Here is a 12,989-nt window from a genome sequence, read left to right as displayed (position 1 = left end):
ATTCGCTGTCTGCCGGCATGGGAACGAGAGGATGGGACAATGGCACGCAGCGCGCCCGTTCACATACGCGTCACGGAGGCAGAACTGCCGGCGCACGACCCGATCGACCTCTACGAGGAACTGCTGCGCACCCGCCCCGCGGACGACGTCTACGTTCTCGAGAACGCCTCGGGCGCGGGGCAGGCGCCCGACCGGGCCTTCCTGGGATGCGGACGGCTGCTGGAGATCCGGGTCCTGGCGGACGCGGACGCCGCGACGCTTCTGCGGATCAGCGGGGAACCGGTGCTCGTCGCCACCCTGCTCGGCCTCGCGGACGGTCTCGGTCTCACCCGTTGTGCCGCGCCGCCGGGGGGCGGCGGTTCGGCGGCCGCGGTCCGGGCCGAACGCCCTGACCTCCTGTGGACGTTCCTGGACGCCGTGGGGCGCGACGCCTTCGAGGTGGACGGCGACGTCCCGGCGACCGAGTTCGCCTTCGGCTTCCTGACCTGCCTCGCCTACGAGTCGAGCCGGCACATGGAGGAGTTCGGGCCCCGGACCAAGACTCCGCGCGGACCGGACATCACGCTCGCCCTCTTCCGGCACACGGTGTGCTACGACCGTGAGACCGGCCGGGTCCGGGAGCTGCGGGCCGGGAGCGACGCGCTCGGCACCGGTGCCGACCCCGGGCTCGCCCGTCTCGCCGCGCTCACGGCCGGGCGGCCCGCGGTCCCCGCGCCCCCGGCGCCCGAGCCCCGTTCCGTGCGCGACAGCCTGGACCGCGCGACGTTCCTGCGGTGGGCGGAGCGCTGCCTTGAACACATCCGGATCGGGGACATCTACCAGATCCAGATCGGTCACCGCGTCGACGTGCGCAGCGACCTGACGCCCGTGGAGGTCTACCGGCGGCTGCGCGCGCGCAACCCGTCGCCGTACATGTACCTCGCGCCGCGCGGTGACTCGCTGCTGATCGGGGCGAGCCCCGAACTCTTCCTCCGGATCGAGGACGACCGGATCACGATGCGCCCGATCGCGGGGACCGCCCGGCGCGGCGCGGACGAGGAGGAGAACCGGCTGCGGATCAAGGAGATGCGGGAGAGCGTCAAGGAACAGGCCGAGCACGTCATGCTGGTGGACCTCTGCCGCAACGACATCGGCCGGGTGTGCCGGCCGGACACGCTGCCGGTCGACCGACTCATGGAGGTGGAGGCCTATTCGCACGTCTTCCACCTGGTCTCCGGCGTCTCGGGACGGCTCACCGACGGTGTGACCGTGTGGGACGCGGTGCGCGCCACCTTCCCCGCGGGCACCATGACCGGCGCGCCGAAGCTGCGCGCCATGGAGATCCTCGACGGACTGGAACGCGAGGCCCGGGGCGCCTACGCGGGCGCCGTCGGGCTGTGGGACGTGCGCGGGTGGAGCGAACTGGCGCTGTGCATCCGAACGGTGGAGTACGACGGCGCCGCCTACTCCACCCAGAGCTCCGCGGGCCTGGTGGCGCAGTCCGAGCCCGAGGCCGAATGGCGCGAGACGCTGGCGAAGATGGGGGCCGCCCACTGGGCGCTCACCGGGGAGGAACTGCTGCCGTGAAGGTGCTGCTCATCGACGCGTACGACAGCTTCGTGCACGTCATCAACCAATACCTGCGCACGCTGGGTGCGTCGACGGAGGTCGTGCGCTCCCGCACCCGGACGCCGGACGAGCTGGCCGCCCTCGGGCCCGACGCGGTGGTGCTCGGCCCAGGTCCGGGCCATCCCGCCGACTCCGGTCACGTGGAACTGGTGCACCGCTTCGCCGGCCGCGTTCCCCTGCTCGGCGTCTGTCTGGGGCACCAGGCGATCGCCCTGGCGTACGGCGGGCGCGTCGAGGTCGCCCAGCAGGTGATGCACGGCCGGACCAGCGCCGTACGCCACGACGGCGCCGGTCTGTTCGCCGGGCTCGGGAACACCCTGGAGGCCACGCGCTACCACTCGCTGGTGGCCGCCGAACCATTGCCGGAACCCCTGGTGACCACGGCGGTCGCCGTCGACCACGGATACGTGATGGCCCTGCGGCACCGTTCGCTGCCCGTGGCCGGGGTGCAGTTCCATCCGGAGAGCATCATGACCACGGGCGGACTGCGCCTGTTCGAGAACTTCCTCACCGGCGCCGGGAGCCCGGTCCCGGCGGGCTGAACCCGGCGCCGATCGCGTGGAGGGCCTCGGCTATCCCGGTCCGGGGCAGATGGGCGTGGCCGACGACCAGCGCGGGTTCGGCCCTGTTGCGCGCGGTGCCGAACGCGGTGCCGCCGCGCACCAGCACCCCGCGCCGCAGCGCGCCGGCGACCAGCGCCGCCTCGTCGGTGCCCTCGGGCAGCCGGACGCTCGCGTGCAGGCCCGCGGCCGGACCGCGGACCGCCGCGCCCGGCAGATGGATGCGCACGGCGTCCTCCAGGGACCGCCGCCGCACCGCGCAGCGCTGGGAGAGCCGGCGCAGATGCCGGTCGAAGAGCCCACTGCGCAGCAGTTCCGCCAGGGCGAGCTGGGTGAAGGACTCGGTGCCCAGGTCGTGCCGGGCGCGGACGTGCAGCAGCCGGTGCAGCAGTTCCTCGGGGGCGGCGAGCCAGCCCAGGCGCAGGCCGGGGTCGAGGACCTTGCTCGCGGTGCCGGCGTAGACGACCCGTTCCGGGGCCAGGCGCTGGAGCGCCAGCGGTCCGGGCAGGCGGCGGTCGTACCAAAGCCCGCCGTCGTAGTCGTCCTCCACGATCCAGCCGTCGACGGAGCGCGCCCAGCGGACCAGCGCGTCGCGCCGGGCGGCGGAGAGCACGGATCCGGTGGGGAACTGGTGCGCCGGCGTGACGAGGACGGCACGGGCGGAGGTCGCCGCGAGCGCGTCGACGTCGATCCCCTCGTCGTCCACCGGCACCGGGACGACGCGCAGGCCGTTGTCCCGGACGAAGCGCCGCTGCCCGGGGTGGCAGGGGTCCTCCACCGCCAGCTCGGTGACGCCCAGGTCCGGCAGCACGGCGCACAGCAGGGTGAGGGCCTGGGCGAAGCCACCGACCACCAGGACGCCGCTCGGCGTGGCCGACACCCCCCGGAGCCGGCCGAGGTGGCGGGCGAGTTCGCCGCGCAGTTCCGGCTCGCCGGCCAGGTGTGGGCGGGTGGTGCCGCGGGGCCGCGGGGCGCCCAGAGCGCGCTGATAGGCCGTCAGCCACTCCCGCCGGGGCAGGCCGGGGGCGTTGTCGCTGCCGGGCCGCAGGTCCCAGCGCATCGGCGGCACCGGGCCCTCGTCGAGCAGCACCGGCACCACCGCTTCGCGCGAGAGGTGGCTCCGCACGCGCGTGCCCGCACCGCGGACCGCCTCCAGATAGCCCTCGGCGGCCAGCTGCGCGTACGCCTCGACGACCACGCTGCGGGAGACCTCCAGGTCCACGGCGAGCGACCGGCTGGGCGGGAGCCGGGTGCCGGGGTGGAGGGTGCCGCGCTGGATCTCCTGTTTGATGAAACGCTGGATCTGCGCGGTGAGGGATTCGCCGGAATTCCGGGAAACCGGCACCGAAAAGTGCAGCGCCATTTCTCTTCCTTTCCGGTACACATCATTCCGGTTCGGCATGTGGACCGTATGCGTCACGAATGATTGGTCTGCCGTGCGACAACGCCGGTCCCGACAATGGCAGGTGGTAGCAATTCGGCGCCGATGAGGAGAATTCCGTGACCGCACGGCCGAGGGTTCGCGAATGGGCCGCCCTGATCGACACGCTGCTCGACGGGAACGACCTCAGATCCGAGGAGACCGACTGGGCCATGGAACGGATCATGGCGGGCGAGGTCGGCGCCGCGGCGCTGGCCGGGCTGCTGGTGGCCCTGCGCGCCAAGGGCGAGACGGCCGAGGAGGTCGAGGGGCTGACCCGGGCGATGCTCCGGCACGCGCTTCCGCTTCCGGTGGCCGGTCCGGCACTGGACATCGTGGGCACCGGCGGCGACGGCTCCCACAGCGTGAACATCTCCACCATGTCGGCGATCGTCGCGGCGGGGGCCGGCGCGCGGGTCGTCAAGCACGGCAACCGCTCCGCCTCCTCCTCCTGCGGCTCGGCGGACGTGCTGGAGGAGCTGGGCGTGGTGCTCGACCTCCCGGTGCACGAGGTGGCGGAGGTCGCCGAGGAGGCGGGCATCACCTTCTGCTTCGCGCCCGTCTTCCATCCGGCGCTGCGGCACGCCTCCGCGACCCGGCGGGAGCTGGGGGTGCGCACCGCCTTCAACCTGCTGGGCCCGCTGTGCAACCCGGCCGCCCCCGCGGCGCAGGCGGTCGGGGTGGCCGCGGCCGACGCCCTGGCGCCGGTGGCGGGGGTGCTCGCGCGCCGGGGGGTGTCGGCCCTGGTCTTCCGGGGGGACGACGGCATGGACGAGCTGACCGTGACCACGACGTCCCGCGTGTGGACCGTCCACCGGGGCCGGGCACGGGAAGAGGTGCTGGACCCGCGGGACCTCGGGTTCCGGCTCGCCCGCCCCGAGGACCTGCGCGGCGGCGACCGGCGCCACAACGCCCGGGTCGCCCGCGAGGTCCTCGACGGGGCCCCGGGACCGGTCCGGGACGCGGTGCTGCTCTCCGCGGCGGCCGGGCTGGCGGCCCTGCGGCCCTCGTCGGCGCCGCTGACCGAACGCCTCGCGGAGGGGGTGCGGCAGGCCCGCGAGGCCATCGACTCGGGAGCCGCGGCCGGGGTGCTGGAGCGTTGGGCGGCGGTCACGGGCAAGCGCGCCGGGAAGCCGTGAGAGGACCCGCTCGGGACCCGGGACGATCCAGGACGAGGGCCCGGTGTCCGGGAGCCGGCGCGGCTCCCGGACACCGGGCCTCCGGCGCCTCCCGTCATCGGTCCGAGCCGGCCCGTCCGGATCCGGGGACGCCGGCGCCGGCCGCCCGGCCGCGCCGCCCGGCCTCCACCAGTGCGGCCACCGCGGCGGCCGGGTCCTCGTGGGTGACCAGCGAGGACCCGACCAGGGCGGCGTCCGCGCCCTGCCGGGCGAGCCGGGCGGCGTCCTCGGGCCCGCGCACCCCGGACTCGGCGATCCGGACGATCTCGCCCGGCAGCCGGGGGGCCACCCGCGCGAAGACGCCGGGGTCGATCCGCAGGGTCCGCAGGTCCCGCGCGTTGACACCGATCACCCGTGCGCCCGCGGTCACCGCCAGCTCCGCCTCGGCCTCGTCGTGCACCTCCACCAGAGCGGTCAGCCCGGCCTCGCCCGCCACCGCCAGGAGATCCGCCAGGCTCGGCGCGTCGAGGGCCGCCACGATCAGCAGCACCAGGTCCGCGCCGTGCGCACGCGCCTCCCACACCTGGTAGGGGTCGACCACGAAGTCCTTGCGCAGCACCGGCAGCGGCGTCGCCGAGCGGACGGCGTCCAGGTCGGCGAGCGACCCCGCGAACCTCCGCCGCTCGGTCAGCACGCTGACGGCCGCGGCACCCCCGGCCGCGTAGGCGGCGGCCAGCGCACCGGGATCGCCGAGCGCGGCCAGCCGGCCCCGGGCCGGGCTCGCCCGCTTGACCTCGGCGATCACCCGCAGTCCCGCGGGCGAGCGCAGCGCCGCCGCCGCGTCGGGAGCCGGCCCGGCGGCCAGGGCCAGCTCCCGCACCGCGTCCGCGGGGACCGCCCGGCGCCGCTCGGCGAGGTCGGCCCGCACGCCCTCCAGGATCGAGGTGAGCACACTCATCGCTCCCCCCGTCCCGCGGCCCGCACGGACAGTGCGTGGCGGAACTCGTCCCGCGGGTCCCAACGGGCCTTGGCCCGGCGCAGCCTGGCGTGGTTGGCACCGAAGTACAGCTCCTGCCAGGACACCCCCGACCGGTTGCGGCGCGGGTCCTTGAGGTCGGTGTCGGCGTAGTTGACGTAGGCGCCGGCGGTGCTGCGCCCCGGTGCGGGGGCGCCTCCGGTGGCCGCGTACACGTCCTCGTACAGCTCCCGGAGGAAGCCCACGTGCCGGTCGTCCTCGGCGGCGGCGGTCCACTCGCTGACGTACATCAGCATCAGGGCGCTGTCCCGGTGGGCGACCGCGGTCTCGTGCGGTCCGACGGCGTTGACGCGGCCGCCGTAGGGCGCGATGAGCAGGCCGCTGCCGGGGTGGTCGTAGTCGGCGCGGGTCAGGTGGCGGTGGAGTGCGCCGGCCTGGGCGTCGTCGAAGGCCGTGCGGTGGTAGGCGGACTTGCCCTTGATGCGCTTGCCGCCGGGGCGGTCGGCGAAGCCGGACCACTGCGTGGCCATCAGCCACGGCAGCCGGTGGCGTTCCACGGTCCGGGACGGGGCGGTGACGCCGCGTCCCAGGGCGGCCAGGAAGGCGTCCAGCCGCCGGTCGGGATCCCCGTGCGCCGTCGAGAGCTGGACGTTCAGCGCCACCGCCCCGCCCGAGCGGTGGAACACGGCCAGGTGGCTGTAGAGGTCGGCCTCGGGGTCGCCGGGGGCGTTGTGGGCGACGTGCCAGGCGCTGTAGTTCTTCAGGAGGTTCACGAAGGATTCCTGGTGCAGGTCCTGCCAGGGCCACACCACGGTCGCCACCAGTTGTTCGGCGGGCGGCGCCGGCAGGACACGCCGGGGGTCGGAGCCCGACGCCCCCGGGCTGCGCAGCCAGTACCGGGTGACGATGCCGAAGGTGCCGCCTCCCCCGCCGGTGTGCGCCCACCACAGGTCGCCGAGGGCACCACGGTCGTCCCGGGAGGCCACCACCGCCCGCGCGGTTCCGTCGGAGCCGACGACCACCACCTCCACGGCGTGCAGATGGTCCACCGTGAGCCCCAGGGTGCGGTTCAATGGGCCGTAGCCGCCCCCGCTGATGTGGCCGCCCACGCCCACGGTGGGGCAGGACCCGCCCGGCAGGGCCACGCCCCACCGCTTGAAGAGCTGCTCGTTGACCTCGCCGAGCCGCGCGCCCGCCCACACCTCGACGGCCCCGCGCCGGGCGTCGTGGCCGACGGCGTTCATGGCGGAGAGATCGATGACGGTCCTGATGCCGCTCCCGGCGACGAAGTCCTCGAAGCAGTGCCCGCCACCGCGGACCGCGACCCGCCGGCCCGTGTCGACCGCGTGCTGCACGGCGGCGACGACCTGTGCCGTGGTCCTGGGCAGCGCGATCCAGTCCGGGGTGCCGATCCAGCGCTGGTTCACGCCTCGGGCCAGATCCGCGTACTGGGGGCTGCCGGGGCCCACGACGACGGGCCGCGTCTCCTCCCCCGCGCCGCGGGCGAGGGCCGGGGGCGCCACCGCGGCGGTGCCGATCAGCGCCGAGGCGCCCACGAACGAACGACGGCTCACTCTGCTCATGACTCTTCTCCTCGGGTGGCGGAGGACACGGGCCGCAGGACCCTCAGGAAGACGGCCGGGTCCTCCTGCGGACCCTCGACGCGCTGTGCGCCGCCGAAGTCGAAACGGGGGACGGCGCCGATGCCGAACTCCCGGGCGCGGCGCACCTCGGCGCGCACCTCCGCGACACCCTCGTCCGAGGCGAGCAGCCGTCCCGCCCGCTCGCGGTCGAGGCCGGCCCGTTCGACCCGGCGGAGCAGCTCCTCGTGGTCACTGATGTCGGCGCTCTCCGTGAAGCAGGCGGCGAACAGCAGTTCCTCCAGGCGGCTCTGCACGGGACGACCGTGGCTCAGGCCGGCCCACCTCAGCAGCCGGTGCGCGTCCAGGGAGTTGGCGGCGAAGCCCGACTCGTTGCGGAAGGCGATGCCGTGGCGCGGTCCGGCGGCGGTGACCTCCTTGTTCATCCGCGCGGCCCGGTCCGGGCCGTACTTGCCGGCCAGCCACTCCAGCATCGGCGTCGGCTCGGCGGGCCGCTCGCCGTCGATCTGGTAGGGGTGCAGGACGACGTGCACGTCGCTGCGCCCGGACGACGACAGGGCCAGTTCGAAGGTGCGCTTGGTGATGTAGCACCAGGGGCAGGTCAGGTCCGACCAGATGTCGATCCTCATCGTCGGCCTCCGGTCGCGCTCGCCGCGGCCAGGGACGGCCGGGTGTTGACGGTCTCGGGGTCGAAGCCCCCGATCCTGGCGAACTCCGCGGACACGGACTCCAGTTCGCCCGTCCCGAAGACCTCGGCCGGGTCCGCGAACCCCTCGGGGGCCCGCTCGTGGGCGAGGTCGATGACCACCTCGGGACCGCGCCGGCGGGCGCTGGCCTGCACCCGGGTCAGGGCCGGCAGCCGCTCCGCCTCGTAGGCGGACAGGGCGGCCGCCGGGGTGTCGGCCAGGGCCAGTTCCCTGGCCAGCACGCGGGCGTCGACGATGGACTGCGTGGCGCCGTTGGAGCCCATCGGGTACATGGCGTGCGCGGCGTCGCCGAGCAGGGTGACCGCGCCGTGCGTCCAGCGGGGCAGCGGGTCGCGGTCCACCATCGGGTAGACGTACGACTCCTGCGCCGAGCGGACCAGCGCGGGGATGTCCAGCCATGCGAAGGCCAGGTCGGCGAAGTGGTGCAGGAAGCTGTCCGGGGGTACCGGGCGGTTCCAGTCGGCGGCCTCGAAGACCGCGTCCGGATCGGCGGCCCGCGCGACGGCCCAGTTCATCAGGACCGGGCCGCCCGCTCCGCCCTCGGGCTCGGACATGGGGTAGACCACGGCCCGCCGCCTGTCGTCGCCCGCGATGATCATCGTGCGCCCGTCCAGGAAGGGCGGGGCGAGGGTGGTGCCCCGCCAGACCACGAGTCCGTTCCAGGGCGGCGGGCCCTCGTCGGGGTACAGCTGGGCCCGGACGGCGGAGCGGATGCCGTCCGCGCCGATCAGCGCGTCGGCCGTCGTCACGGAGCGCCCTTTGGCCTCGGGGTGGCGCACGTGCACGTCGACCCTGCCGTCCGCCCGGTCGGCGAACCGCTCGACCCGGGCGTCGGTGACGACGGCGCCGGGGCCGAGCCGGCGCCTGACGGCCCGCGCCAGCACCGCCTGGAGCCGGCCGCGGTGCACCGACAGCTGCGGCCACCGGTAGCCGGCCGCCGTGCCGCGGGGCTCCCGCCAGATCAGCTGGCCGTGGCGGTTGCGGTACTCCAGGGCGCCGGTCGGGACGGCCGACTCCAGCAGTTCGTCCAGCAGCTCCAGTTCCGCCAGCTCCCGCACCGCGTTGGGCAGGATGTTGAGGCCCACGCCGAGCGGCCGCAGTTCCGGTACCGACTCCAGCACGCGTACGTCGTCGATGCCCGCCTCGTACAGGCCGAGGGCGGTGGTCAGGCCGCCGATCCCGGCGCCCGCGATCACGATCGTCACGCCGGCCTCCGCTCGGCGCGCTCCGCCGACCCGCCTCGCGGACGGGTGAGCTGGGCACTGGCACGGGTCAGGTCGGTGATCTGCCTCAGCAGGTCCACGCTCGCGCCGCCGCTGCCCACCGGGTAGAGCCGCAGGTCGGCGTCGTACGCCTTGCGCGCGATGCCCAGGTGGCGGCCGCGGAAGACCAGGACGACGCGGAGCAGGCGGGCGAGCGCCTCGGCGGCGGGCCGCAGGCCGGGCATCCGGCGCTCGGCCCCGTCGGGGTCGTCCCCGTACGCGGCGACCAGCCTGGTCACGACCGACGGGACACCCGTCCAGCAGTCGTACAGTTCGCGCCAGCGGGGCAGGCTGTACGGCACCGAGTCGCGCAGGAACTCCTGGTACTCGGGCCCGCTGTGGTCCGACGCCCAGACGGCCTGGTCGATCAGCCACAGGGGGACCTGCGCCGCCGCCGGGCCGAGCAGGACGCGCTCGTCGACCGTGATCTCCTCGAAGTAGGACCGCAGGTCCCGGGCGAAGAACTCGGGGCTGACGTTGGCCACCACCATGTCGATCGAGGCGACCATCGGCTCCACGTGGCCGGTCAGTTCGTCGGTGAGGTCGGCGAACTTCGGCTCGGCGACGTCGGTGTCGCTGAGCAGGCCGGCCAGTTCCAGCGCCTCGCGCAGATGGGGGAAGACCATCCGCACGGACTCCTGGAGGTAGGCCTCCTGGATGTCGCCGGTGTACATGCGCTGACGTCCGCCGACGGGGTTCCAGGTCGTGTAGTGGTGCACGGTGTCCCGGGGCACCATGTCCGTGCGCCGGCCCAGTTCGTGCAGGACCGGCACCACCTCCGGTGCCAGCGGCACCGGTTCCGGTCCGTGGCGCTTGATCGAGCCGAGGACCATGCCGAGGTCGCGCATCGCGGCGACGCAGGCCTCCACGGAGTAGCCGGCGACGGCGTCGAGGGTGGGCACCATGCCCCGCAGGGCGGCGGTGAGGGCGGGGATGTCGGCGTGCTCGTTGTACTGGCGCAGATTGAAGCAGGTGGTGTCGGCGGCGAGCGGGTCCTGGTCCCGGATCGCCGCCGTGCGTATGGAGTTGCCGAGATCGATGCCGAGCATGCTGGTCAAGGTCTCTCCCGAGATGTGGCACGGAGGGTCATGGACTGCGGGGGGATGCGCGCTTCCGGGCACGCGGCCGCGTCGGCCGACGCGTGGGCGCGGAGCCCGCGACGGCGTCGGGGCAGCGCGGAAGCACGGTGAAGGTCGTGGGGAGAAGAGGAGGGGCCGGGGGCCGCCGTGCGGTCAGTCCGCGCGTGCGGCGGGTGCGGTGGCGCTCGACGGGCGGCGGCCGGTGGGCCGGCCGTGCCTCGGAGCCGGCCGGACGCGGCCGGCGGTCGACCGGCCTCGGACGGCGCCGGTGTGCTCCGCCGGGCCCGGGCCGATCACGAGGTGGGCGTTGACCCCCGACATGCCCTGCCCGTTGACGGCCGCGAGGGCGGGCCTGCCCGCGAAGGCCGGCCAGGGGCGGGTGGAGTCGGGCAGCACCAGGGGCAGCCGGTCCCAGTCGATGAGTGGGGAAGGCGTGTCGGCGTGCAGGGTCGGCGGCACCTCGCGGTGCTCCAGACACAGCACCGTCTTGACGAGTCCCGCGACACCCGCGGCCGCCTCGCAGTGCCCGATGTTGGACTTGAGAGAGCCCACCAGACAGGGCCGGCCCTGGGGCCGGTTCTCGGCCAGCACCTCGTTGAGGGCGTCGAGTTCGACCGCGTCGATCCTGGTGCCGGTGCCGTGGGCCTCGACGTACCCGATGTCGCCGGGGGCGACGCGGGCACTGCGGTAGGCCCGGCGCATCACCAGCGACTGGCCGGTGACGGAGGGGTCGGTGACGTGCCGCTTGGTGGCGCCGTCGTGGCCGAGCGCGCTGCCGAGGATCACCGCGCGTACGGGATCGCCGTCGGCCAGGGCCCGGTCGAGTCTCTTGAGGACGACCACGGCGACGCCGTCGGAGCGCACGAATCCGTCCGCCGCGCCGTCGCCGAACCGGCAGCGTCCGTCGGACGACAGCACTCCGGCGCCGTCGAAGACCTCGGTGGCGGTGGTGCCGAGCACGAGGTTGGCACCGCCCGCGAGGGCGAGCGCCGACTCGCCGGCGCGCAGGCTGAGGCAGGCCAGGTGCACCGCGGCGAGCGAGGAGGCCTGGGCGCAGTCCACGGTGACGCTGGGCCCGTGCAGTCCGAGGTGGAAGGAGAGCCGGCCGGCCAGCATCGACCGCTGGTGACCGCCGACCAGGCAGTCCAGGTCGAGCCGGCCGGCCCGGGTCTCGCGCAGCCGGTCCCAGTGGTCGGCGTGCGACTGGCCGACGAAGACGGCGGTGGCGCTGCCGGCGAGGTCGCCGGGGTCGCGGCCCGCGTCCTCCAGGGCCTCCCAGGCGGTGTGCAGCAGCAGCCGCTGCTGCGGGTCCATGGTGGCGGCCTCGTCCGCCGTGACGCCGAAGAACTCCGCGTCGAACTCGTCGACGCCGTGCACGAAGCCGCCGCGGGCTCCTCCCGCGGGCGGTGTGGTCCCGGCCGGGAAGCGGTCCGCCGGTGCGACACCGGTGGCGTCCTGCCCGGCACGGAGCAGTTCCCAGAGCCGGCCGGGTCCGTGCGCGCCCGGCAGACGGCAGCCGATCCCGATCACGGCGACCGGGTCGGCCTTCGGTATGTGGTCCGCTTCGCTGCTCTGCGGTGACATCTCGTTTCCCCCGTTTTCGTCATGTCGTGCCGGGCCGGGCGCGGTCACCGGGGCGGGCGCGGTGCGCGTGCGCCCCGGGCCCCGGTGCCGGACCGGCCCCGCGTCACGCGCCGGTGCGCGCCCAGTGCTCCCACGGCTGTGCCTTGACCCACTCGATGGCCGGAGTGAGCCGGATGCCCAGCGCCTCCTCCACGGCCGCCGGACGCGGACAGAGCAGGTCGGGTGCCTGGCCCTCGCCGACGTGGTGGTAGATCCCGGCGACGCCCGCCGCGGCCTCGGGGCCGAGCAGCCCGGCGAGCCCCTGCTCGAACTGGGCGACCTCCAGCGGCAGGTACCGGACCTCGCGGCCCAGGGCCTGCCCGAAGACGGCCGCCAGTTCGGGGCCGGTGAGCACGTCGGCACCGCCCACGTGCAGCACCTGGCCGGCGGGCACGTCGTCGTCCAGGGCCCGGGCGGCGACCTTGGCCAGGTCCTCGTGGCTCATCCACGCGACGCGCTGCCCCTCCGGGAGCGGGTAGGCGAGGACGCCGTCGTTGACGATCGCGGGGCCGTTCCAGGGGCTGAAGAGGTTCTCCAGGTAGACCGGCGGGCGGACGACGGTCACCGGGACCGCGCCGGCCCGCAGCACCTCCTCGGCGCGACGGCGGGTCTCGAATCCGGCGTACCGGGTGGTCTCGTCGGGCACCGGCGTGTTGGTGTTGAGGACGATCCGGCGCACTCCGGCCTCGTGGGCGGCCTCGGCGACGTTGCGGGCGTAGCCGGTCACCGTGTCGAGGTCGTACTCCAGCGGCATCACGACGACGGCGTGCGTGGCACCCCGGAAGGCGGCCCGGAGCGTGCCGGGGTCGGCCAGGTCGCCGCGGACCGGCGTGAACCCGCCGCCCGCGGCGGCGGCCTTGGCCTCGTCGCGGACCAGGCCCCGCACGTCGTGCCCCTGAGCGGCGAGCCATCGGGCGACGGCACCGCCCTGGAATCCGTTGGCTCCGGTCACCAGGACGCGCTTGAGGTGCTCTTGTGTCATGTCGTGCCTTTCGTCGTGTGGTTCGTGGGGGGCGTGAGGGGCGGTCCGTGACG

Annotated in this window: 11 protein-coding genes; 3 read left to right on the top strand and 8 right to left on the bottom strand. The window is 74.7% G+C overall.

Features of this window, described 5'->3' with window-relative positions; genetic code table 11:
• Positions 1–39: 39 nt before the first annotated feature.
• On the top strand, positions 40–1,566 hold the full coding sequence (locus IE108_RS24725) for an anthranilate synthase component I family protein (protein WP_064730081.1): 1,527 nt from the start codon (positions 40–42) through the stop codon (positions 1,564–1,566).
• Positions 1,563–2,150: an anthranilate synthase component II gene (locus IE108_RS24720; protein ID WP_064730080.1), complete on the top strand. Its 588-nt coding sequence runs from the start codon at positions 1,563–1,565 to the stop codon at positions 2,148–2,150. Before IE108_RS24725 ends, IE108_RS24720 begins: the two co-directional genes overlap by 4 nt.
• Here the strand turns inward: IE108_RS24720 and pdxR are convergent.
• On the bottom strand, positions 2,116–3,531 hold the full coding sequence (pdxR, locus tag IE108_RS24715) for a MocR-like pyridoxine biosynthesis transcription factor PdxR (RefSeq protein WP_064730079.1): 1,416 nt from the start codon (positions 3,529–3,531) through the stop codon (positions 2,116–2,118). The genes IE108_RS24720 and pdxR overlap by 35 nt on opposite strands.
• A 137-nt stretch (positions 3,532–3,668) precedes the next feature.
• Here pdxR and trpD point away from each other — a divergent pair, with 137 nt between their 5' ends.
• Positions 3,669–4,727 (top strand): anthranilate phosphoribosyltransferase, encoded by a 1,059-nt coding sequence (gene trpD / locus IE108_RS24710; protein ID WP_226486799.1) that lies wholly within the window; start codon positions 3,669–3,671, stop codon positions 4,725–4,727.
• Positions 4,728–4,821: 94 nt separating this feature from the next.
• Here the strand turns inward: trpD and trpC are convergent, their stop codons facing one another.
• From trpC to IE108_RS24675, 7 genes are all read right to left on the bottom strand, one after another.
• The gene (trpC, locus tag IE108_RS24705) at positions 4,822–5,664 is read right to left on the bottom strand and encodes an indole-3-glycerol phosphate synthase TrpC (protein WP_064730078.1); all 843 of its coding nucleotides are present in this window, start codon (positions 5,662–5,664) and stop codon (positions 4,822–4,824) included.
• Positions 5,661–7,265 (bottom strand): FAD-binding oxidoreductase, encoded by a 1,605-nt coding sequence (locus IE108_RS24700; protein ID WP_064730077.1) that lies wholly within the window; start codon positions 7,263–7,265, stop codon positions 5,661–5,663. Before IE108_RS24700 ends, trpC begins: the two co-directional genes overlap by 4 nt.
• On the bottom strand, positions 7,262–7,912 hold the full coding sequence (locus IE108_RS24695) for a DsbA family oxidoreductase (protein ID WP_064730076.1): 651 nt from the start codon (positions 7,910–7,912) through the stop codon (positions 7,262–7,264). The genes IE108_RS24700 and IE108_RS24695 overlap by 4 nt, the downstream gene beginning before the upstream one ends.
• Positions 7,909–9,195, bottom strand: a complete 1,287-nt coding sequence (locus tag IE108_RS24690) for a flavin-dependent oxidoreductase (protein ID WP_064730075.1) — start codon at positions 9,193–9,195, stop codon at positions 7,909–7,911. The genes IE108_RS24695 and IE108_RS24690 overlap by 4 nt, the downstream gene beginning before the upstream one ends.
• Positions 9,192–10,301 carry a monodechloroaminopyrrolnitrin synthase PrnB family protein gene (locus IE108_RS24685; RefSeq protein ID WP_064730074.1) on the bottom strand — a complete coding sequence of 370 codons (1,110 nt, stop codon included), beginning with the start codon at positions 10,299–10,301 and terminating at the stop codon, positions 9,192–9,194. Before IE108_RS24685 ends, IE108_RS24690 begins: the two co-directional genes overlap by 4 nt.
• A 183-nt stretch (positions 10,302–10,484) precedes the next feature.
• Positions 10,485–11,915, bottom strand: coding sequence for a beta-ketoacyl [acyl carrier protein] synthase domain-containing protein (locus IE108_RS24680; RefSeq protein ID WP_064730073.1), 1,431 nt, complete (start codon positions 11,913–11,915; stop codon positions 10,485–10,487).
• 103 nt (positions 11,916–12,018) lie between these two features.
• Positions 12,019–12,936, bottom strand: a complete 918-nt coding sequence (locus IE108_RS24675) for an SDR family oxidoreductase (RefSeq protein WP_064730072.1) — start codon at positions 12,934–12,936, stop codon at positions 12,019–12,021.
• Positions 12,937–12,989 lie beyond the last annotated feature (53 nt).

This window comes from Streptomyces parvulus (assembly GCF_014648855.1).
Lineage (GTDB): Bacteria > Actinomycetota > Actinomycetes > Streptomycetales > Streptomycetaceae > Streptomyces > Streptomyces parvulus.
Note: the sequence above shows the minus strand (reverse complement) of the source record. Positions and strands in the feature narration are given on the sequence as shown.